Raw genomic sequence first — 21371 nt, 5'->3', positions numbered from 1 at the left:
TAGGACAGAATATGACAGAATTTAATCACATAACAGTATTACTAAATGAAGCAGTCGAAGGATTAGCTATTAATCCAACTGGCATTTATGTAGATGGCACTCTTGGGGGTGGGGGACATTCAAAATTAATTGCCTCTAAATTGACTACCGGTTGTTTATATTCATTTGATCAAGATGATACAGCAATTAAATATAACGAAACTAATTTAGCCACAGAAATTGCTGAGGGTAAAGTTAAATTGGTAAAGTCAAATTTTAAAAATATTAAAAATGAGCTAGCTACCATGGGAATTAATGAAATTGATGGTATCGTTTATGATTTAGGTGTTTCGTCTCCTCAGTTTGACGATGGGCAGCGTGGCTTTTCGTATAATTATGATGCCCCTCTTGATATGCGAATGAACCAAGAACAAGCATTATCTGCTCGTGAAGTTGTTAACGAGTGGCCATTTAACGACTTAATGCGGATCTTAACTCGCTATGGTGATGAAAAATTTGCCAAGCAAATAGCACGTCTTATCGAAAAAAATCGTGCAGAACACCCAATTGAGACAACTTTTGAATTGGTTGAAATAATAAAAAATGCAATTCCAATGGGTGCTCGGCGACATGGTGGTCATCCAGCTAAAAAGACATTTCAAGCGATTCGGATTGCAGTTAACGACGAGTTAGGGGTACTTGAAGCATCTTTGGAAGCAGCATTTGATTTGTTAAAGGTCAACGGACGTATTTCTGTAATTACCTTCCAACCATTGGAAGATCGGATTGTTAAAACAATGTTTAAAGAAAAAACATCCATTCCTGATTTACCACAAGGATTACCAGTTATTCCAGAAGAACTTCAACCTGATTTTAAATTGGTTACACGCAAACCAATTTTGCCGGGTGAAGTAGAACAAGCGAACAATCATCGTTCACATTCCGCAAAATTACGAGTAATTGAACGGATCAAAAAATAGGGGGTTAAAATGAGTCAAAATACTGCACAATCTTTACCAAAGGTAAAACCAGACGAAGAGCGTTACTTACACTTAGTCACTGAACAACGCAAAATGGGTCAGACTAAATGGACTGGTCAAGAAATTATCATGGCAGCCATTTGTATTTTAGTTGTATTAGGTTGCTTAATTGGCATGGTTGCATCTTCGGGTGCAGTAAGTACGGCCAATCGAGATTTAGCAATTGCTCAAAATAAAGTTGATAGTATTGGGAATAAAAATTCAAATTTAAAGCAAGAAATTAATGAATTAACAAGTCACAATCGGCTACAAAAGATTGCTAATCACTATGGCTTATCACTCTCAAACCAAAATATAAGGAATGTAAGTAAGTAATGAATAAAAATTGGCAACGATTACTGAAGGGAAATAGTATTCGCAATAATAGTCGCTTAACAGGCATGATATTTTTAATAGTTGTGCTTATTATTTTTGGAACCCTCAGTGCTCGTTTCTTGTATGTGGCAAGTTTTAAGGAAGTCAAAGATCATGATTTATCGACAGCTGCTCGCCGAATATATATGCAAACGCAAGTCATTAATGCTCGTCGGGGTAATATTTACGATGCTAATGGAATGCTTTTAGCAGAAAATACAAGTACGTATTCGGTATATGCAATTTTAGATAAAAAACAAATTGGTTTAGATGGGAAACCTAACCACGTTGTTGATAAAGACAAGACTGCAGAAGTCCTTTCAAAGTATATTCCTCTCTCAAAGGAAAAAATATTAGCAATATTGAATCCAGATAATCCCAAATTATTTCAAGTTGAATTTGGAAATGCAGGTTCAAATATTTCAATTGAAACGCATAATCAAATTGTGGCAGCAAAACTTCCAGGAATTCAATTTACTAAACAACCTGCACGATTGTATCCTAATGGAATTTTTGCCTCGCATTTAATTGGAATCACTCAAACAAAGACTAACCCTAAAACTGGAGCTATTTCATTGTATGGTTCAATGGGAATTGAACGTGAATTAAATAAGTTTCTTGCAGGGCATAATGGAATTCGTGAAGTTAAAAATACACCAAGCTATACAATTGACGATAAAGCTAAAGGTGATCCAGTAAAAAATGGAGATCAAGTTTATACAACCTTAGATAGTAAGCTACAGACGTTACTTGAGTCAGAGATGACAACGTTAGATACTCAAACCGCCCCTGTTTCAGCTACAGCTACGGTTGTTGATGCTCGAACTGGTGCGATTGTAGCTACGACACAAAGACCAACTTTTGATGCAACAACACGCGATGGAATTGGTAAGCTATGGCAAAATTTACTTGTTGAAAATTCATTTGAACCAGGCTCAACGATGAAGGTATTTTCATTAGCAGCGGCTATTGATAGTGGTAACTGGCATCCAAATGAATTATATCAATCAGGAACATATTTGATTAATCATCAAAAAGTTACTGACTGGAACCCACAAGGGTGGGGGATGATTCCATACATTCGGGGATTTGCGATGTCATCAAACGTTGCTATGGCACATGTTGAGCAAATGATGGGGCCATCACTATGGCATAAGTATCTTAATGACTTTCATTTTAATAAATCAACTAATTCAGGATTAGCAAATGAATCGGCTGGTGGTATGCAATTTAAGTATCCGATTGAGCAAGCTAATACCGCATTTGGTCAAGGAATTCGAATTACACCAATGCAAATGCTACAGGCATTTACGGCAGTGGCTGGGAATGGACAGGAATTAAAGCCTTATTTTATTTCAAAAATTGTTGACCCAAACACTGGTAAGGTGATTTTTCGAGGTAAGCGGACAGTTATTGGTAATCCAATCAAAGAGTCAACTGCACAACAAGTTCGTAAGGTGATGGAAAATGTGGTTTATCAACCATATGGGACTGGGACAGCGTATAAAATTCCCGGTTTTCAAGTTGCTGGTAAGACTGGGACAGCCCAAATTGCTACGTCTCATGGTTATTCAGTGGGAGATGAAAATGTTATCCACTCTTGGGTTGGGATGGTACCAGCCAATAAGCCAAGATATATTATGTATCTTACATTAAACCAGCCTAAGAAAATTCCTGGTCCATTAACAAAACTGATGGCAGGGGTATTTACTCCGGTAATGGAACAAGCATTAAAAATGGATGCAAGTCATCAAACACAAACAGCAATTGCAACAATTCCTAAGGTGACCGGGTTGAATATTGATGAGGCACAGTCACAGTTGAAGCATGTTAAATTTAAACCAATTGTGATTGGTTCAGGAGCAAAAGTTACTGCACAATATCCAAATGCACAGACACAACAATTAAATAATCAACGTGTTTTCATTGCAACAGGGGGTGCTATTACAATGCCAGATATGAAGGGTTGGAGCAAAAATGATGCACTGATGTTTGCAACAATTGCCCATATAAACATTAATTTTAATGGTAATGGGTTCGTTGATAGTCAATCAATTAAACCAGGTGTAGATGTGCAAAGTAACCAACAGCTTACAGTACAATTGAAGTAAAGAATGAAAGATGAAAGTAATATAGGTTATAAGGGAGATTGAGAATGAATCCAACGAGTATAATTGGAGCGGCGCTTATTGGCTCGTTTGCAATTACATTTATTTTTATGCCGTTTTTAGTGGCTTATTTTCGGGCAAAAAAAGAAGGCCAAATGATTAAAGAAGTTGGTCCAAATTGGCATAAGAGTAAGTCAGGAACACCAACAATGGGAGGGATTTTATTTATTTTAACGGCAGTAGTGATGACATTACTTGTCGGTACTATCGCCCATAAACTCACAATAGCAATTATTGTAACGGTGCTTGTATTTTTAGGGTATGGTTTAATTGGGGCATTTGATGATCGTATTAAAATTTTTCATCATCAAAATGATGGCTTTTCTGCCAAACAAAAAGCCGGTTTACAAGTATTTGGTGCAGTAATTTTATTTTTAATTTTAATATTTACAGGTTTTGATTTTAAAATCGTAACTTGGTGGTGGACACTCCACCTAGGATGGGTATACTTACCAATTCTTATTTTTTGGATGGTCGGTTGGTCAAATGCCGTTAATTTAACGGATGGCTTAGATGGTTTAGTTGCCGGAACGTCAATTATTAGTTATGGTACTTTCGGTTTAATGGCTTTAAAAGTAGGGGCTACTGATATCGCAATGTTTGATTTTGCACTCGTTGGTGCTTTGATTGCATTCTTATGGTATAACAAAAAGCCGGCTCAAATTTTCATGGGTGATACTGGTTCATTGGCGTTAGGAGCAGGGTTAGCGATTAATTCAGTTATTTTACATAAGGAATTCGCGTTATTAATAATTGGTATTATTCCAATTATTGAGACTTTATCGGTAATTATGCAGGTAACAAGCTTTCACTTTTTTAAGAAGCGAATCTTTAAAATGTCACCAATTCATCACCATTTTGAAATGTCAGGATGGTCAGAATGGAAAATCGATATTGTTTTTTGGATTATTACTTTACTAGGCTGTGTTATTAGTTACAGTCTAACTTAGTTTTTGACATAACCAGGATTGCCTGGTTGTACATATTTAGTAAATAGCATTAGATATGAATTGGTGAGTTGAGGAAACAAAAATGGAAAAAATAACGCAATATCAAAATAAGCGAGTTTTAATTTTAGGATTTGCTAAATCCGGTGCCTCTGCAGCTGAGGTTTTAATACATTTGGGTGCAAAGGTCACAGTTACAGATACAAAAGATTTAACTGATGATGTAGCGGCTTTAAAGTTAAAAAAAATCGGCGTTGAGTTTACGCAAAATCAATCAGCTGAAGTGGTTAATGAGTTTGATATTTTAGTTAAAAATCCAGGCATTCCGTACACTAATCCCGTAGTTGTAGCTGCACAAGCAAAAAATATGTTAGTGATTAGTGAAATTGAATTAGCTGGACAAGTATTTTCGGGTGAATTAATAGCAATAACAGGTTCAAATGGGAAAACTACTACGACAACGATGGTTACGAAGTTATTAGCGAGTGAACGTGAAGCTGGTGTAGCCTTATATGCTGGTAACATAGGTATTGCTGCTTCAACACGAGCTATGACGCTTTCAAAAGATGACACATTAGTCATTGAATCATCTTCATTCCAGTTAATGGGTACTAATGAATTTCACCCTCATATTGCAGTCTTAACGAATATCTTTGCTTCACATTTAGATTATCATGGGACTCGCAAAAATTATATTGCAGCCAAGATGAAAATTACAGCTAATCAAAACCAAGATGATTTTTTTGTAGTTAATTACGACTATGAGGAGTTAGCGTTATTAGCACAATCATCCCGAGCTCAAATTATTCCATTTTCACGCCTTGGTAAATCAAAACTAGGGGCATATGTTGAAAATGATAAAATGTATTGGCAAGATGAATACATTATGGATGTTAATGAAATGGGGGTACCAGGCGATCATAACGTTGAAAATGCCTTAGCAGCGATTGCAGTAGCTAAGTTACATGGACGATCAACAAAAATGATTGCCGAGATATTGAAAACATTCTCAGGTGTCAGACATCGAACACAATTTGTTTTAGAAGCTGATGGTCGCAAATTTTATAATGATTCAAAAGCTACTGACATTGAAGCAACGCAAATGGCATTAGCGGGTTTCAGTAATCCCGTAGTACTAATAGCTGGTGGGTTAGATCGAGGTGATACTTATGAACGCTTAGAAGCTGATTTAGGTAAACACGTAAGAGCGGTTGTTGCCAGTGGTCAAACTAAAGATATTTTTGCCCAAAGTGCTAAAGCCGCAGGGGTTGAAAAGGTTGTCTTTGCTAAAGATGTAGTTGAAGCAGTACCAATGGCTTGGGAGTTGAGTGAACCAGGAGATATTATTCTTTTAAGTCCAGCAGCTGCAAGTTGGGATCAATATCCTAGTTTTGAGACCCGTGGTGAATTATTCATCGAAGCGGTTGAAAAGTTAACTAACAAAGAGGAGATTTAATATGCGTTTAATTGTCAGTGCCGGTGGAACAGGCGGTCATATCTATCCCGCGTTAGCAATGATTGATGCTTTGAAAATGCAAGACCCAACTGTTGAAATTTTATATGTTGGTAGTCAGCGAGGACTAGAAAAAAATATTGTACCTAAACGTGGAATACCTTTTGAAGAACTTGAAATTCAAGGCTTTCGTCGTAAATTGTCATTTGATAATGTAAAAACAATGATGCTATTTATGAAGGCCGTTGCCCGAGCAAAAAAATTAATTCAAGAATTTAAACCAGATGTTGTTGTTGGGATGGGGGGCTATGTTAGTGGAGCTGTGGTTTACGCAGCAGAACGGATGGGGGTTCCTACTGTAATTCATGAACAAAACTCGGTTGTAGGGTTAACTAATAAGTTTCTTAGCCGTGGTGTTGATGAGATTGGGATTGCTTTTGAAGCTGCACGATCACAATTTCCAGCTGGTAAGGTAACCTTTGTAGGTAATCCCCGAGCTCAAGAAGTTGTTCAAATGCATACGAATTTTAGTTGGCAAGAATTTGGTTTAGAAAATAAGCAGCCGACAGTATTAATTTTTGGGGGCTCACAAGGAGCATTAAAGATTAACCAGGCTACAATTGAAGCGATTGAAGAGTTCAATAAACGTGATTATCAAGTTGTTTTTGTTACAGGACAGAAGCGTTATGCAGGTGTATTAGACCAATTAAATGCAGAACATATTTTGGTAGGTAAAAATATTGTCATCAAACCATATGTCAATAATATGCCAGAAGTATTACCACATGTTGCAGCAATTGTTGGGCGAGCTGGGGCAACAAGCATTGCTGAAATAACGGCCCTTGGGGTACCGGCAGTCTTGATTCCGAGTCCATATGTTACGGCTGATCATCAAACTAAAAATGCTCAAAGTTTAGTTGATGCTGGGGCAGCTGAAATGATTACAGAAACTGAATTAAATGGTGGAAGTCTATTAAATGTTATTGACAATTTAATGGCTGACGATGTAAAACGTTTAGAAATGGAACGAGCTTCTAAACAATTAGGAGTACCTAATGCAGCAGATCAGTTAGTTAGCTTACTACAGAAAGCAATTTCTGATCGTCAAAAATAAACCTGGATTGGAGGATACTCATGGGAGACAAGCCGGAAAAGAAAAATCAAGAATCATCACCATGGGATATTCTCCAAATTGATGAAGCTAATAAAGAAAATAAATATAGTCAAATTGCTGAGGATTTATTTTTTAAACGGGATACGAAAAAAGATATTCCAGATACTAAATCATCAATGACGGACGAGCTTGTTACTGAAAAGATTAAATTTACTAAATCACCGGTTGAAAAAGATCAATTTCAATTTGTAGCACCTAAACTGGAAAGTGATGATTTAATAAATGATAATCCATTAATCGACGTACCCAAGGCACCAAATAAAATTTATGTACTATTCCAGACATTAGTTACAAATATCAAAGTAACCAAGTTGCAAAAGCAAACTAAGCAAGCATGGGCAACAATTGTGGCAATTGTCTTGCTATTAGGATGCTTTTACTGGGTTATTAGTCCAAATAGTATGGTTCAACGAATTGATGTTACCGGAGCACAAGATATCTCACCTAAAAAAATTGTTACGGCAAGTGGTATCAAAGTAAATCGATCAATTTTTGGAATAGCATTCCATGAAGAAATGATAAAAAAACATGCCCTTGCAGGTAATAATCAGATTAAAAATTTAACAATCCACATTGTTAGTCCAACGCATATCCAAATTAATGTCCAAGAGGCAATGCGAGTGGGATACATTTTGCGTCATAATAAATATTATTTAGTATTAGAAGGTGGCAAGATTCTTGAACAGCCATTAACAACAAATAATTTAGGATTACCTATTTACGAAGGATTTAAAAATTTAACATTATTCAATAAGACAATTGATAAATTTGCTACGCTAGATCTTCCGATTAGAGGTGCTGTATCTGAAATCCGCTTTTCACCAACTAAAGGTGATCCAGAACGAATTATTTTGTATATGAATGATGGTAATCAAGTAAATGCAACAATTGAAACCTTTGCTGATAAAATGGCATATTATCCTTCAATTGCAGCTCAGATGGATAAGCCAGGAATTGTTGATTTACAAGTTGGTGCCTATTCGTATTCTTATGAACAGATTGAATTAGATAAAGCTGCTGCTGAAGCTAAGAAAAAGGCTGAGGCTGCTAAAAAAGAGTTGGCTAAAAAACAAGAAGAAGCTAAAGAGAACGATAAGCAAACTGAGGTTAATTCAAGTTCAAATGATGCCGCAAATACAAATAATAACTAAGTTTTGACCTAAAATGGGTGGTTATTAAAAAATAGCTCAAATAGCAAAATGCCGTTGGAATTTTCAGTTCTAACGGCATTTTATATTCACTTATAGACACTTAAAATTAATTGCATTAATGTAAAATAAGCTGATGATTTTCTTGAACAATCCGATAGCCCCACAGGTTAATTAATTCTGATGTTAGATTATTTTGAAATGTAATGCGATAATTAATTGGTAACTGCTTAGTTTTTAGTATGAATTGACTAAGTGTTAAAGTAGTATGTTGTGGTATTGACTGAAGAGATAAATAGTCATTAGTAATGACTAAATGGGTTAATGGAATTAGATTTTTTTCAAAAGATACAAATAATTTGCTATCTGGATAGATACCAGTAGTTGAATTAATAAAATCATGCAAACGCATTTTTTTAGGTGCTCCGTCCAATTAATTTAGTTAATATGATACAATTTTATAGGCAACTTTTAAAGAGCTAATCATCTAATTATTAGGTTATAGGATGAAACATAAATAATTAAAAATAGGGAATAAAATATGCAATTAGAATTTTTAGGTACTGGTGCAGGTCAACCAGCAAAGTTTAGAAATGTTACATCAATTGCGTTAAAGTTGCTTGATGAACGTAATGCAGTTTGGTTATTTGATGTTGGTGAAGGGACGCAACATCAAATTTTACGGACAAATATTCGTCCGCGAAAAGTTGAAAAAATATTCATCACACACTTACATGGTGATCATATTTTTGGATTACCAGGTTTTTTGAGTTCACGTTCATTTCAAGGCAGTGATGCCACAGAACCATTAACAATCTATGGACCAAAGGGAATTGAAAAATTTGTAAAGACGAGTTTAGCAGTTTCAGAATCACATTTAACTTATCCTTTAGAATTTGTGGAAATTACAAAGCCAGGAGCCATATTTGAGGATTCTACTTTCAAAGTTGTTACAGATTTATTAGATCATAACGTCAATTCATATGGTTATCGTGTTATTGAGAAGGACCATCCGCGAGAATTATTAGTTAAGAAACTTCAAGATGATCATATTCCAGCTGGCCCATTATATGGTCAATTGAAAGCTGGTAAAACAGTTACATTACCGGATGGTCGGATAGTTGATGGAATCAACTATTTAGGTGAAGCTAAAAAAGGACGAATAGTGACTATTCTAGGAGATACTCGAAAAAACAATAATGCTGTTAGTTTAGCTCAAGATGCAGATGTGTTAGTTCATGAAAGTACTTATGGAAAAGGTGAAGGCCGCATGGCCCGTAATCATTATCATTCAACAAGCTTACAAGCTGCTGATGTTGCAATTCAAGCCCATGCTGATAAACTACTCCTTACCCATATTTCAGCACGTTATGCTGGCAAACTAGCATATGAGTTAGAAAAACAGGCACGTGAAGTGTTTGAACGTGCCCATGTTGTTAGTGATTTTGAAGAAATTGATATTCCAATTAGAAAATAGCAGAGGAGAGAAGTAATGATTGATTCACATTATGAATGGCAAGTCCTTACAAATGCGACTGATAGTGAAGATCAACAATTAGCAGAGTCATTAGGACTACCTATTGTGATGGTAAAACTATTGAAAAAACGTGGATTAACTTCAGCAACTGCAATCGAAACATTTTTAAATCCTTCGCCAGCAGAAATTAATGATCCTTTTATGTTACATGATATGGAACGGGTTATAGATCGAATTAATGAGGCGTTAATAAATGGCGAACATATTACCATTTATGGTGATTATGATACTGATGGAATTACTAGCACAGCAATTATGTATGAAACATTGACAATGCTTGATGCGGATGTCGATTTCTATGTACCAAATCGATTTACTGATGGCTATGGGCCAAATAAAGATGTTTATGAACGTCTGATTAGGCAAGGAACCCAATTAATCATAACAGTTGATAATGGTGTATCGGGACATGCAGCAATTGATTTTGCTAACGAAAATGGTGTCGATGTGATCGTTACGGATCATCATGAGATACCAAACGAATTACCTGCAGCATATGCGATAATTCATCCGCAACATCCGGAAAGTGAATACCCATATAAGTATTTGTCGGGAGTTGGAGTTGCTTTTAAGGTTGCTACGGCATTATTAGAAGAAATTCCACAAGAAATGATGGATCTAGTTGCATTAGGTGAGATTGCAGATCTTGTCCCACTAACTGGTGAAAATCGTGTTTTAGTAACATATGGCTTAAAAATGTTAGCCCAGACAACCCGACCTGGCTTACAAGCATTAATGGAACTTGCAGGAATTGGTTTACATGAAATAACTGCTGAAAAGGTTGCTTTTGGAATCACTCCTAGACTAAATGCAATTGGGCGGCTTGAATCTGCCCAATTAGGCGTTGAACTACTAGTTACACAAAATCCAGATGATGCCAGTAATTTTGCTCAAACAGTTAATCAACTCAATGATACTCGTAAGCAAATTGTAAATGATATTTTAGCTGAAGCTAAAAGCCAAATTGCGACAGTAGATTTAACATCACAAAAAACTATTGTTTTAGCTGGTGATGGTTGGCATGAAGGTGTTTTAGGAATAGTTGCGAGTCAAGTAGTTGAATTAACTAATCGACCAACGATTATTTTAACGCAAGCTAATGGTAAATTAAAAGGGTCAGCTCGAAGTATTGAAGGGTTTGATTTATTTCAAGCCTTGTCAGCCCATGATGACTTATTTAGTTCATTTGGTGGCCATGCTAGCGCAGCAGGTCTATCATTAGTTAGCTCTAATTTAGATAAACTTAAAGTTGCTTTTGAACACGAAGCAGATATTCAGAATATAATATTGGGAACTAAAGCACCATTGATAATTGCTGAAAAGTTACCGGTTGAAGCCGTTAATGAGCAACTATTAATGGCAATTCAACGGTTAGCACCATTTGGTAATGGTAATGAACAACCATATTTTGAAATTACCGGTATCGTTTCAGATATTAAACAAATTGGAGCTGAAAAAAATCACCTTAAGTTTAACTTATTAGCTAATGATGTGAAGCTAGCAGCTTTAGCTTTTGGGAAAGGTGAGTTGGGCACTGGATTGCTGATTGATAAAGCCCCTTTGAATGTTGTAGCAACGTTAACTGAAAATACTTGGCAAGGTCAAACAAGTTTGCAATTAATGGTTAAAGATTTGCAACAAGGTGGTCTTGCAATTATTGATCAACGAACCAATAAATTAAGACCAGATAATTTTAAATTAACTGGTCAATACGTATTCTTTAATCCCAAAGTAAAGACGCAACTGATGCCATATTTAAATACGGAAAGTTCGGCAGTATCCATTACTAATGGTGATAAATTAGTAAACAATGTGCCCACTATTTTAGTGGATTTACCAAAAAAATTAGCTGATCTTGAGTTGTTAAAAGGATATCAATTTAAAGAATTACGAGTAATTTTTTATACATCACAACATGTATATCTTGAATCATTACCGACAAAAGCTGATTTTGGAAAATTGTATAAATATTTTTTAGGTCATGCGAATATTCCGATTAGAGATGAATTATCTAAGTTAGCTAAATTTCTTCAAATTGGTGTAAATCAATTAAGTTTGATGATTACCGTGTTTTTTGAATTAGGATTTGTTAGAATAGAAAACGGTGTTTTAAATGTACTTCCAAATCCTGAACATGCTGATATAACTTCAGCGCCAAGTTACCAGGGATGGATTACAAAACAAGCTATTGAAAAAAGTTTAATTTACAGTAAAACAAGTGAGTTAACTAAGATATTAGAGTCATTAATATCTTAGTAAGATAACCATACGTAAATACTGTTATCAATGAGGTAGAAAAATGACATTTGATTTTAAAAAGTACATTGCAGCTATTCCTGATTTCCCGGAACCTGGGATTATTTTTCGTGATGTAACTCCCTTAATGGCCGATGGTGAGGCTTATGCTGCTGCTACGAAGGAATTTGTTGCTTATACAAAAAATCGTGGTGGTATTGATGTAGTAGTCGGCCCTGAATCTCGCGGATTTATTGTTGGGGGGCCAGTTGCTTACGAATTAGGAATTGGATTTGTACCAGCACGTAAAGTTGGTAAATTACCACGTGAAACTGTTCGTCAAGATTATGAATTAGAATACGGTGTCATTAATACATTAGAAATGCATGCTGATGCAATTAAACCAGGCCAACGAGTGCTAATTACAGATGACTTATTAGCTACTGGAGGCACGATTGAAGCTACGGTTAAGCTTATTGAGCAACTTGGTGGAATTATTGTTGGGATTGCTTTCTTAATTGAATTAGATGATCTCCATGGTCGTGATAAGTTAGCTAATTACGATATTTTCTCTTTAATGCATTATTAAAATAGCTTGTGACAGAAATTGGGCTACATTGAATATACAAAAAATGCTAGGTAAATCGAGCCCCATAAATTGGAGTGATATTTTAAGCGATTAATTGGATGGTATGGTTCTGGAATTCAACCGGACTCATACTATCCAATTTTTCTTTAATTCGTTTGTTATTGTAGTAATCCATAAATTCAATAACTGCTGATTTTAGCTCAGCGAACGTTTGCTATTGCTCCTGATGTACTGTGCACACTTTTAAAGTTCTGAAGAAACTCTCAATTACCGCATTGTCTAAACATGTAGCCTTACAGCTCATGCTTTGGATAATGCGGTTTTTTGATAACATAGTTACGAACTTATGATGTTGATATTGAAGTCCATGACAATATCTTTAATTAATTGAACGATTATAGGATCAGTTTTCTTGTAAACATGGTTAACTGCATAGTGAAAACTACTACTTGAAAGTCGTGCTGCCTTCAATAGTATTGCCAATTTAATACTTTAAGTTTAAAGGAATAATCAATACGTGTTTTTACTTTTGGACGATTTAAACCAGAAATTCCAAATGGTTCTAATTCATGAATCCATTCATAGATTGTTGCCGAACTTTTTTATCTGATATTTACGCAATACCACTGAAATTGGAACATCATTTTGGTACTCAAGAATTGCGTCTAATTTTGTTTTTTGAGAAAAATACATAAGAAAACCCCCTCGATTGGATTTACTCCAATTCGAGGGGGTCAGTTCACCTAACATTTTTTGTGTATATTAAACTTCTTAGACATAATACAGCAGCAAAGTATTACCACTTATATGCTATAGCTCAGCTTATTTATTTGGTGTTGAATTGTTATTGCTGCTATTTGGCTCGTTTGCAGGCTGTTGTTCAGGTTCAGAGTTAGATTGTGATGAGCTTTGACTGTTTGGTTCGATGCTACTTGAAGAACTACTTGAGCTAATCGAACTACTTGAGCTACTTGAACTAATCGAACTACTTGAAGAGCTGCTTGAAGAACTACTTGAAGAGCTGCTTGAAGAACTATCTATATCAGTATCAGAACTAGATGATGATTCAACAGCATCAGAGTTAAATGTACTTGATGGTACAACAGGAGTACTGCTATCACTAAATGATGCATTAGCAATTTGCAGTTCACGTTGACCACCACGACTAATTACTTGAACGTTACTTGGTTTGTCCCAATCTTGAGAATCAACGTCTTGCATAGCATAGCCCATGATAGCTTTGTAGATATAAAGTGGAATATCAGACATATAACCAGGAGTAATATAATTACCTGGTTGATTTGGTTGATCATATCCTGTCCAAACTGAAAGGACAAAGTTACGATTGTAACCAGTAAACCATCGATCAGATACAGCACCCGCAGGAACATTAACATCATCAGAGTAACCAACAGTCCCAGTTTTACCAGCTTCAAAAGTGCCTGGCACATGTGCTAATTGACCTGTTCCATTTTGACCTGTCATGACGGTTTTAAGCATATCAGTAAGCATATAAGCTGTAGATGGTTGCATAACTCGTTTTGAAGAAGAGGATACATCGACGGTTTTACCATCTTGAGTAACAATTTTTTGAATAAATTCAGGCGTATGATAAATCCCATTATTACTAAACGAACCATAAATACTAGCTTCTTGAAGTGTTGAAATATCAATACCTAGTGCAGAAGATGCATATAATGGATTGTTTAAACCAAATCGTTTGATAAATGATTTCGCACGATTAAGGCCAACGGTTTGTAAAGCTTCAACTGCTGGAACGTTACGTGATTCTGCTAAAGCATTTCTAATAGTCATTGGACCAACATAATTTGGTTCAAAGTCATGAACCTGGGTATTAGTACCTGGATAGAAATACTTTCTATCTACAACGGTTCGGTATGTTGGCCAGTTTAGGTATTCAATTGCTGGACCATAATCTAAGAAAGGTTTAACAGTAGAACCAGCTGAGCGATTAGTTTGATTAGCACGGTTCAAACCAAGAGCAGCAGTTTGTTGCCGACCACCAATTTGGGCAATTACATGACCGTTATTAGGATCAGTCATTGTTAGCCCAACTTGAAGATTAGCATTTGGGAAATTAACATAATCATTAGTATTAACGACATTATAAGCTTGTTTTTGTAAATCAAGATTTAAATAAGTATGAACTTTAAGGCCATCAGTTTCTGGTTTATATCCCATTTTGGTTAATTCAGCAAGAACTGATTGTGCATATGCATCGACAATTTGCTGAGTAGCAGGTTGTGTTGCACCACCAATCGTTGGATGCTTTTTCAAAAGGCCATCAGTAACAGGTACTTGTTTAAATTGTTGTGCTTGTGTAGCACTTAGCTTGTTATTACTTACCAATGCATCTAGGACAGTGTCACGTCTTTCCTTAGCAAGGTTTGGGTTGACGTAAGGATCATAGCGTACTGGAGATTGAGGCATCCCAGCTAGAAGTGCGTATTGGGGAATTGATAGTTGGTTAAGCTGCTTACCAAAGTAATAACGAGCAGCCGTCTTCATCCCATAGACACCTTCACCCATGTAAACTTTATTAATATAAAAAGTTAAAATTTGATTTTTTGAATAATGCTTTGAAACTTGCATTGCAAGCCATGCTTCTTGAGCTTTTCGTTTAATTGTCCGATCAGATGCCGCAGTAGAAAAGACCGATAATTTAACTAATTGTTGTGTTAAAGTCGATCCACCTTGGAGACCTAATGAAGACCCTGTTATATTGGCAAAAGTAGCACCTGCAATTCGACGAATATCAATACCACCATGTTGATAAAAACGACGATCTTCAATTGCAACAACAGATTCCTTTAATTGATCCGGTATTTGGCTAGCAGTTGCATAGTTGCGTTTCTGTGACCCCATTGTCCAAATAACATGGCCGTTAGCATCTAAAAATTCTGTTGAATTACTAGATGCTAACTTGGCCTGGGTAATGACAGGAGCTGAACTTACATAATAAAAGAAAAGTAAGGTTCCAGCAACAAGCCCGATATTGAGTAAAGCAAATAATGAAATTAAAACTTTCTCCCAAGTTGCAAGTGGACGTCTTTTTTTATTAGACTGCTTGTTTTTACGAACAGTAGGTTTTTTTTTACTAGCCATTCGTGATTGTGTTTGTTGTTCCGACATATTTTTGCTCCTAAGTCTTAGTTAGATAAGCAAGGTAGACTAATTAATTTGCTGTGCAATTAATTCATCTACCGCTTTGAGATAAGGTAATTCAGGAATTAATCCCGAAGAAATAGTAAAACCATGTTCCTTAATATATTGATAAGGAATTGATTTACGGCCACCAGATTGACTTTGTTGCCAAAAAGTAATAAGGTCACTGGCAGGTAATACGAAAGATTCATTGTACACCGCAAACTTGATGATTACAAAGCCAATTCCATTTTGCTTAATAATAGCATCTAAATGTTTCACCTGATGCTCATGGAAATTAGCCAGTGGGATAGCTGATTTATTTTGCGTTTCTTTAGCATCAAAGTCAATATAAAATCCTCGATAAATCCCATTATAATCGGTTGTAGATGCTTGTGCAAAATATGCTTCGTTAATTTTAGCCGCAGAGCGTTTTGGATAAGCAACGTTAACAATATTAATTGGTGTTGGTTTTTTATGAATAACTGCAATACCACGACTTAAATAAAAGGTATTAGCTGCATTAATCGTTTCCTCAAGAGTCATTCCTCGTTTACTATGAGTAATAACTTGTGGTGAAGAATTTGAACTTTTAGGTGCGGCAAATATATTGCCATTAGGATACTTAATCATCATTCGCCCCATTTCTAATTATACCTATACCCGATTTATTATACCAAATTTACAACTAACATGTTAAATGGCAATATGCCATAATTAAATATTAAAGAACTTAGTGATTGGAGACAACTTATGACTAGACTGTGGGTAACAGGTTATCGTGCTTATGAATTAGGCATTTTTAAAAAAGACGATCCAAAAATCAAAATAATTAAATATGCTCTGAAAGCTGAATTAATTAGGCAATTTGAACAAGGTGTAGACTGGGTAATAACTGGTCCACAATTAGGAATTGAACAGTGGACTATCGAAGTTGTCAATGAATTAAAGCAAGATTATGCGGTTAAAATAGCAATGATGGCTCCATATTTAAATATTGAAAAAAATTGGAATGACGAGAAAAAAGGGCAGTTAGCAAAATTAAAAACTCAAGTCGATTATTATGCTAGTGTCTCAATGCAAGAGTATCAAAATCCAAGTCAATTAAAAGGTTATCAAAAATTTATGGTGAATCACACAGATTGTGCATTAATGATATATGATCCGGAATTTGAAGGTAAAACTAAACATGATTACGCTCTTATAACCAATTTACAAATCTCAAAAAATTATACTTGGCAAACGGTTTCATTTGATGATTTGCAAGAATTTGCTATTGCTTTTGGCGAGGAGCAAGAAAGTGATAAGAATTATTAATATTAATAGCATTTTTTAGCTAAATTTGCTAACATAAAATAGAACTGAATACGGAGGATTAATGAGATTAATGGAAAATTTGCGATTAACTCCACAAGATATTGTACGAAAGGAATTTAAGCCAAAACGTATGGGTGGTGGCTTTGATCCTACAGACGTTGATACTTTTTTGGATGAAATTATTAAGGATTACGATACTTTCAATAAAATTCAGAATGAACTAGAAGACGAAAATCGTCGCTTACGTTCACAAATTGAAGAATTAAACAAACAGTTAGCAGTGGCAGGGTCACAAAAGACAGTTACGCCACAAGCAACTGGGACAACAAATATGGATATTCTTAAACGATTAAGTAACTTAGAACGTCGAGTGTTTGGGGCGCAAGTTGATGAACAACAAAACAGTGGTTCACATTTAATTTAGTTTGTGCTATAATGTTTATTACCGTGTGAATTTCTAGTAATCGCGCATAAGTTAACTTATGTGAGGAAAGTCCATGCTCGCACAAGCTGCGATGCTTGTAGTGTTTGTGCTCGGCGAAAAAATAAACCGGGGCACCATTTATGGTGACGGCGGAAAAAACGGCTAAGGCTTTGGCTATGCCCAAGTATTCCTGAAAGTGCCACAGTGACGATGCTGATTTGGAAACGAATCAGGTGGAACGCGGTAAACCCCTCAAGCGGGAAACCCAAACATATGGTAGGGGAGCTCGGCCTAGTGAATTGAAACGATGGTCGTGTTAGTAATAATAATTACTAGAAGATAGATGATTACTACTTGCTTAATTATGCATGAAGTTAAGTGAGAACATAACGTGGCTTACAGAAATTCACATCCATGCAGCTCGCTTCGGCGGGCTTTTTTTTGTGGTAAAATAGATTTATCAAATAAATCAAATAGGAATGTAAATAAATGAATGACAAAAAATTTAATTTAATGGCGACAGCAGCGGCTGGGATTGAGGCACTAGTTGGTAAAGAATTACGTGATTTAGGCTATGATGTTGAGGTTGAAAACGGTCGCGTTCGATTTCAAGGAACAGTAAAAGATATTATTCGGACTAATCTTTGGTTACGAACAGCCGATCGAATCAAAATAGTTGTTACTGAATTTGATGCAGTTACTTTTGATGAACTTTTCGAGCAGACTAAAGCTTACAAATGGGATGAATTATTGCCATTTGATGCTGAATTTCCTGTACAAGGCCGTTCACGCAATTCTGTTCTTCACAGCGTGCCAACAGCGCAAGCGATTGTTAAAAAAGCGATTGCAAGTCAGTTGTCAGAAGAATATCATGTGCGGACAATGTTACCTGAATCAGGTTCATTATTTCAATTAGAAGTAATGATTAACAAAGATCACGTCATGATTACCCTTGATACAACAGGTGATTCACTCTTCAAGCGAGGCTATCGGACGGAAAAAGGGGGGGCACCATTAAAAGAAAATATGGCTGCTGCATTAGTAACTTTAGCCCATTGGTACCCTGATCAACCATTTGTGGATCCCGTCTGTGGTTCAGGAACGATTCCAATCGAAGCCGCACTTATTGCCCGTAATATTGCCCCAGGATTTAACCGTGATTTTGCGATTGAAAAATGGGATTGGGTTGATAAACAAATTAGTGAAGATTTACGGGCAGAAGCTGATGAAGCTGCCGATTATGATATTGAACTTGATATTACAGGATACGATATTGATGAAAATATGATCGCAATTGCTAAATCTAATGCTCTTGAGGCAGGATTAGCACAAGACATTACCTTCAAGCAGTTGGCGGCCAAAGATTGGCATACTGACAAGAAAAATGGTATTTTAGTCGCTAATCCACCATATGGTGAACGACTTCTTGATGCTGATGCAGTCCATCAACTTTATAAAGAGATGGGTCAAGTATATCGACCAATGCAGACATGGAGTAAATATATTTTGACTAGTGATTTAGAATTTGAGAAATATTATGGTGAACGTGCAACTAAAAAACGTAAATTATATAATGGTGCTTTACGGACTGACTTTTTCCAATATTGGGGCAAAAAAGAACGCAATTAAAATTTAATAGTTAACTTAAAAAAAGCGCAGAAAATTTTTTTCTGTGCTTTTTTGTCGTTATAAAAAATAGATGCGTACATTATATGAGTATAAAAAATAATAAAGGAGAACTATATATGAGCACAGTGCAAACATTTTTTAAACAAATCATTACAGAGTATTTAGAAACTAACCTTAGTGATATTTATTTTGTGCCATTAGCATCTGGAGAATATCAATTAATGATTAGAACATCCACTAAAGTCATTAAAAAAAATATACTTTCAACTGCGATGGGTTCACAATTAATCACCTATTTAAAATTTTTGGCGAATCTAGATGTTACAGAACGACGACGACCACAGACGGGACATTTTACATTATCGGATTTTGAACAAATTAATTTTCGCATTTCAACTGTGGGTGATTATCAACAAAGAGAAACTTTAGTATGCCGTTTTATTTATGAAAGTCATGCTTTAGAGCCCAGTTATTTTTTCCCTGAACAATTTAATAGGCTTATCAAAAGAACTGAACAACCCGGATTACACATTTTAGCTGGCCCAATGGGAAGTGGTAAAACAACTACAATGTATGGATTAGCACAAGCACTTGTTGAACGAAATAAAATTGTTTTGACAATTGAAGATCCTGTTGAAATTAATAATCCTAATCTAATTCAACTTCAAGTTAATGATACAGCTAATATGACGTATGCTAATTTAATAAAAAGTGGATTAAGACATCGACCAGACGTTTTTGTTATTGGTGAAATTCGTGATACACAAACCGCCCAAGCAACAATACACGCAGCATTAAGTGGTCATACAGTGTTAACTACAATTCATGCCTTATCAGCAGATAATGTGAATATGCGTTTATTAGAAATGGGTGTTAATAGGGCATATTTATCAGCCAGTTTGCAATCAATAACATATCAACGTCTATTACCTGATTTAAAATCTAACTTACGTGCGTTACAAGTACAAATTTATGGACACGATATTTGGGAAAATACAGGAGAAAAATGGCATGAAAAATTGGTGGAGGCATTGGCCGCAAATAAGATTACCACAACAACTTTTGCAAACTTCAAAACGCTTGACGCTTAAAGAACAAGTAATATTCTTTGAATTGACAGCAGATTTATTGGCCGCAGGATTTCAGTTACAAAATGCCTTAGCATTCATGACAAAATTAAAGGGAAAACGATATAAAAGTGTAGTTGAGACAATGCATAGGGACATGGCTAATGGTCAAAGTTTCGCTAACAGTATTGAGCCATTTGTTGAAATGGAGATAAGTTGGCAGCTTGAGCTTGCTGAGGCACATGGATCGTTGGCTAATACAATATCGATTATTGCCCAAAATTTACAGCAAAGATTTATCCAGCGTCGTAAATTAAAGCAATTGATGCAGTATCCGGTAGTCTTAATTGTATTGTTGATTGCTATTGGATTTTTCTTGCGCTTTTATTTTATTGAACAATTAATAAAGTTAAAAGGGGATACGATTGATGAAATGCCCATGATGCATACAGATATCTTAGTCATTACACTCTTAATTTGCTCACTAATGATGATAATTGGCTATTATTGGCTTCGCCGCTTATCAGTGCCACAAAAAATGAAGCTTTATATAAAATTACCAATTGTGAACCATATTATAAAAGAACAAGTTAGTTATCAAATAAGCTTTACAATGGCATTGCTATTACAAGCTGGACATTCATATCAAGAAATTAGCGAGTTATTTTTAAAACTACCTAATACAGTGCTACTTCACCATATTGGGGTAACTATTCAGCAAAAGAGTAATGCTGGTGAAAATATGGCAAGTTTTATTAGTGAAGTACCATATATTCCAAAGGAGTTTGCATTATTTTTTACCCGTGGCAAAACAAATATTGAAGTTGGAAATGATTTGTTGGCATACAGCAAAGTTAGTTTTCAAAGATTAATTAAAAAATATGAGCGTTTATTAGCGATGATCCAACCAATAATGTTTATTTCAATTGCAATTGGCATAGTTAGTATGTATGCAGCTATGCTATTACCAATGTATAAAATGATAGGAGAATTTAAATGAATCCAATAAATTACACACATATAAAGCGTTCTCGAGCATTTACATTACTTGAAATGACAGTAGTATTATTAATAATCGGCTTATTATTGTTACTAGTTATTCCGAATGTAAGTAAAATTAGAGATAGTGCTAGTAACTGACAAAC

General features: G+C 35.5%; 19 protein-coding genes, 1 other RNA gene and 1 pseudogene. 17 read left to right on the top strand and 4 right to left on the bottom strand.

Annotated elements, in window-relative coordinates; all coding sequences use genetic code 11:
• Positions 1-11: 11 nt before the first annotated feature.
• The 7 genes from rsmH (at position 12) to HF964_RS05365 (ending at position 8266) form a co-directional block, all read left to right on the top strand.
• Positions 12-959 carry a 16S rRNA (cytosine(1402)-N(4))-methyltransferase RsmH gene (gene rsmH, locus HF964_RS05395; protein WP_168722040.1) on the top strand — a complete coding sequence of 316 codons (948 nt, stop codon included), beginning with the start codon at positions 12-14 and terminating at the stop codon, positions 957-959.
• Between the two features lie 9 nt (positions 960-968).
• The gene (gene ftsL, locus HF964_RS05390) at positions 969-1334 is read left to right on the top strand and encodes a cell division protein FtsL (protein WP_168722039.1); all 366 of its coding nucleotides are present in this window, start codon (positions 969-971) and stop codon (positions 1332-1334) included.
• Positions 1334-3484, top strand: coding sequence for a penicillin-binding transpeptidase domain-containing protein (locus tag HF964_RS05385; RefSeq protein WP_168722038.1), 2151 nt, complete (start codon positions 1334-1336; stop codon positions 3482-3484). The genes ftsL and HF964_RS05385 overlap by 1 nt, the downstream gene beginning before the upstream one ends.
• A gap of 44 nt (positions 3485-3528) precedes the next feature.
• Positions 3529-4491, top strand: a complete 963-nt coding sequence (gene mraY / locus HF964_RS05380) for a phospho-N-acetylmuramoyl-pentapeptide-transferase (RefSeq protein ID WP_168722037.1) — start codon at positions 3529-3531, stop codon at positions 4489-4491.
• 82 nt (positions 4492-4573) lie between these two features.
• Entirely contained in the window at positions 4574-5944 is a 1371-nt protein-coding gene (gene murD, locus HF964_RS05375; RefSeq protein WP_168722036.1) for a UDP-N-acetylmuramoyl-L-alanine--D-glutamate ligase, read from the top strand.
• Position 5945: 1 nt separating this feature from the next.
• Positions 5946-7055 carry an undecaprenyldiphospho-muramoylpentapeptide beta-N-acetylglucosaminyltransferase gene (gene murG, locus HF964_RS05370; RefSeq protein ID WP_168722035.1) on the top strand — a complete coding sequence of 370 codons (1110 nt, stop codon included), beginning with the start codon at positions 5946-5948 and terminating at the stop codon, positions 7053-7055.
• 20 nt (positions 7056-7075) lie between these two features.
• Entirely contained in the window at positions 7076-8266 is a 1191-nt protein-coding gene (locus HF964_RS05365) for a cell division protein FtsQ/DivIB (RefSeq protein ID WP_168722034.1), read from the top strand.
• 115 nt (positions 8267-8381) lie between these two features.
• On the opposite strand, the gene HF964_RS05360 is transcribed toward HF964_RS05365, so the two are convergent.
• The gene (locus HF964_RS05360) at positions 8382-8675 is read right to left on the bottom strand and encodes a hypothetical protein (protein ID WP_168722033.1); all 294 of its coding nucleotides are present in this window, start codon (positions 8673-8675) and stop codon (positions 8382-8384) included.
• A gap of 129 nt (positions 8676-8804) precedes the next feature.
• Between HF964_RS05360 and rnz the strand changes: the two genes are divergently transcribed.
• The 3 genes from rnz to HF964_RS05345 are packed head-to-tail and all read left to right on the top strand — an operon-like array spanning position 8805 to position 12624.
• Positions 8805-9740, top strand: coding sequence for a ribonuclease Z (gene rnz / locus HF964_RS05355; RefSeq protein ID WP_168722032.1), 936 nt, complete (start codon positions 8805-8807; stop codon positions 9738-9740).
• A 15-nt stretch (positions 9741-9755) separates the two neighbouring features.
• Positions 9756-12056, top strand: a complete 2301-nt coding sequence (gene recJ / locus HF964_RS05350) for a single-stranded-DNA-specific exonuclease RecJ (protein ID WP_168722031.1) — start codon at positions 9756-9758, stop codon at positions 12054-12056.
• A 43-nt stretch (positions 12057-12099) separates the two neighbouring features.
• Positions 12100-12624: an adenine phosphoribosyltransferase gene (locus HF964_RS05345; RefSeq protein ID WP_168722030.1), complete on the top strand. Its 525-nt coding sequence runs from the start codon at positions 12100-12102 to the stop codon at positions 12622-12624.
• Positions 12625-12706: 82 nt separating this feature from the next.
• Here the strand turns inward: HF964_RS05345 and HF964_RS10110 are convergent.
• The 3 genes and pseudogenes from HF964_RS10110 to recU form a co-directional block, all read right to left on the bottom strand.
• Positions 12707-12826: pseudogene (locus tag HF964_RS10110) on the bottom strand (IS3 family transposase); the annotation flags it as partial.
• Positions 12827-13446: 620 nt separating this feature from the next.
• On the bottom strand, positions 13447-15777 hold the full coding sequence (locus HF964_RS05335) for a PBP1A family penicillin-binding protein (RefSeq protein ID WP_168722028.1): 2331 nt from the start codon (positions 15775-15777) through the stop codon (positions 13447-13449).
• Between the two features lie 39 nt (positions 15778-15816).
• On the bottom strand, positions 15817-16425 hold the full coding sequence (gene recU / locus HF964_RS05330) for a Holliday junction resolvase RecU (protein ID WP_168722027.1): 609 nt from the start codon (positions 16423-16425) through the stop codon (positions 15817-15819).
• Between the two features lie 117 nt (positions 16426-16542).
• On the opposite strand from recU, the gene HF964_RS05325 reads away from it, so the two are divergent.
• The 7 genes from HF964_RS05325 (at position 16543) to HF964_RS09985 (ending at position 21366) form a co-directional block, all read left to right on the top strand.
• Complete coding sequence (locus tag HF964_RS05325) at positions 16543-17106, top strand: SLOG family protein (RefSeq protein WP_168722026.1); 564 nt, start codon at positions 16543-16545, stop codon at positions 17104-17106.
• Positions 17107-17176: 70 nt separating this feature from the next.
• Positions 17177-17530, top strand: a complete 354-nt coding sequence (gpsB, locus tag HF964_RS05320) for a cell division regulator GpsB (RefSeq protein ID WP_168722050.1) — start codon at positions 17177-17179, stop codon at positions 17528-17530.
• A 28-nt stretch (positions 17531-17558) separates the two neighbouring features.
• Positions 17559-17934, top strand: an RNA gene (gene rnpB / locus HF964_RS05315) — RNase P RNA component class B.
• 85 nt (positions 17935-18019) lie between these two features.
• The gene (locus HF964_RS05310) at positions 18020-19159 is read left to right on the top strand and encodes a THUMP domain-containing class I SAM-dependent RNA methyltransferase (protein WP_168722025.1); all 1140 of its coding nucleotides are present in this window, start codon (positions 18020-18022) and stop codon (positions 19157-19159) included.
• A 116-nt stretch (positions 19160-19275) separates the two neighbouring features.
• On the top strand, positions 19276-20250 hold the full coding sequence (gene comGA, locus HF964_RS05305; protein WP_168722024.1) for a competence type IV pilus ATPase ComGA: 975 nt from the start codon (positions 19276-19278) through the stop codon (positions 20248-20250).
• Positions 20171-21226 carry a type II secretion system F family protein gene (locus tag HF964_RS05300; protein WP_168722023.1) on the top strand — a complete coding sequence of 352 codons (1056 nt, stop codon included), beginning with the start codon at positions 20171-20173 and terminating at the stop codon, positions 21224-21226. The genes comGA and HF964_RS05300 overlap by 80 nt, the downstream gene beginning before the upstream one ends.
• Positions 21223-21366 carry a prepilin-type N-terminal cleavage/methylation domain-containing protein gene (locus HF964_RS09985; RefSeq protein WP_168722022.1) on the top strand — a complete coding sequence of 48 codons (144 nt, stop codon included), beginning with the start codon at positions 21223-21225 and terminating at the stop codon, positions 21364-21366. Before HF964_RS05300 ends, HF964_RS09985 begins: the two co-directional genes overlap by 4 nt.
• The last annotated feature ends 5 nt before the right edge of the window (positions 21367-21371 follow it).

The sequence above is a fragment of the Periweissella fabalis genome, from assembly GCF_012396505.1.
Classification (GTDB): domain Bacteria; phylum Bacillota; class Bacilli; order Lactobacillales; family Lactobacillaceae; genus Periweissella; species Periweissella fabalis.
This window is presented reverse-complemented; position numbering and strand designations above follow the sequence as displayed.

Bases quoted from the DNA above. Each gene is read 5' to 3' on its own strand.
- HF964_RS05335 (WP_168722028.1), bottom strand. From the start codon at position 15,777: ATGTCGGAACAACAAACACAATCACGAATGGCTAGTAAAAAAAAACCT.
- rsmH (WP_168722040.1), top strand. From the start codon at position 12: ATGACAGAATTTAATCACATAACAGTATTACTAAATGAAGCAGTCGAA.
- HF964_RS05345 (WP_168722030.1), top strand. From the start codon at position 12,100: ATGACATTTGATTTTAAAAAGTACATTGCAGCTATTCCTGATTTCCCG.
- murD (WP_168722036.1), top strand. From the start codon at position 4,574: ATGGAAAAAATAACGCAATATCAAAATAAGCGAGTTTTAATTTTAGGA.
- ftsL (WP_168722039.1), top strand. From the start codon at position 969: ATGAGTCAAAATACTGCACAATCTTTACCAAAGGTAAAACCAGACGAA.
- murG (WP_168722035.1), top strand. From the start codon at position 5,946: ATGCGTTTAATTGTCAGTGCCGGTGGAACAGGCGGTCATATCTATCCC.
- recU (WP_168722027.1), bottom strand. From the start codon at position 16,425: ATGATGATTAAGTATCCTAATGGCAATATATTTGCCGCACCTAAAAGT.
- HF964_RS05360 (WP_168722033.1), bottom strand. From the start codon at position 8,675: ATGCGTTTGCATGATTTTATTAATTCAACTACTGGTATCTATCCAGAT.
- HF964_RS05325 (WP_168722026.1), top strand. From the start codon at position 16,543: ATGACTAGACTGTGGGTAACAGGTTATCGTGCTTATGAATTAGGCATT.
- gpsB (WP_168722050.1), top strand. From the start codon at position 17,177: ATGGAAAATTTGCGATTAACTCCACAAGATATTGTACGAAAGGAATTT.
- HF964_RS05310 (WP_168722025.1), top strand. From the start codon at position 18,020: ATGAATGACAAAAAATTTAATTTAATGGCGACAGCAGCGGCTGGGATT.
- HF964_RS09985 (WP_168722022.1), top strand. From the start codon at position 21,223: ATGAATCCAATAAATTACACACATATAAAGCGTTCTCGAGCATTTACA.
- HF964_RS05365 (WP_168722034.1), top strand. From the start codon at position 7,076: ATGGGAGACAAGCCGGAAAAGAAAAATCAAGAATCATCACCATGGGAT.
- mraY (WP_168722037.1), top strand. From the start codon at position 3,529: ATGAATCCAACGAGTATAATTGGAGCGGCGCTTATTGGCTCGTTTGCA.
- recJ (WP_168722031.1), top strand. From the start codon at position 9,756: ATGATTGATTCACATTATGAATGGCAAGTCCTTACAAATGCGACTGAT.
- comGA (WP_168722024.1), top strand. From the start codon at position 19,276: ATGAGCACAGTGCAAACATTTTTTAAACAAATCATTACAGAGTATTTA.
- HF964_RS05385 (WP_168722038.1), top strand. From the start codon at position 1,334: ATGAATAAAAATTGGCAACGATTACTGAAGGGAAATAGTATTCGCAAT.
- HF964_RS05300 (WP_168722023.1), top strand. From the start codon at position 20,171: ATGAAAAATTGGTGGAGGCATTGGCCGCAAATAAGATTACCACAACAA.
- rnz (WP_168722032.1), top strand. From the start codon at position 8,805: ATGCAATTAGAATTTTTAGGTACTGGTGCAGGTCAACCAGCAAAGTTT.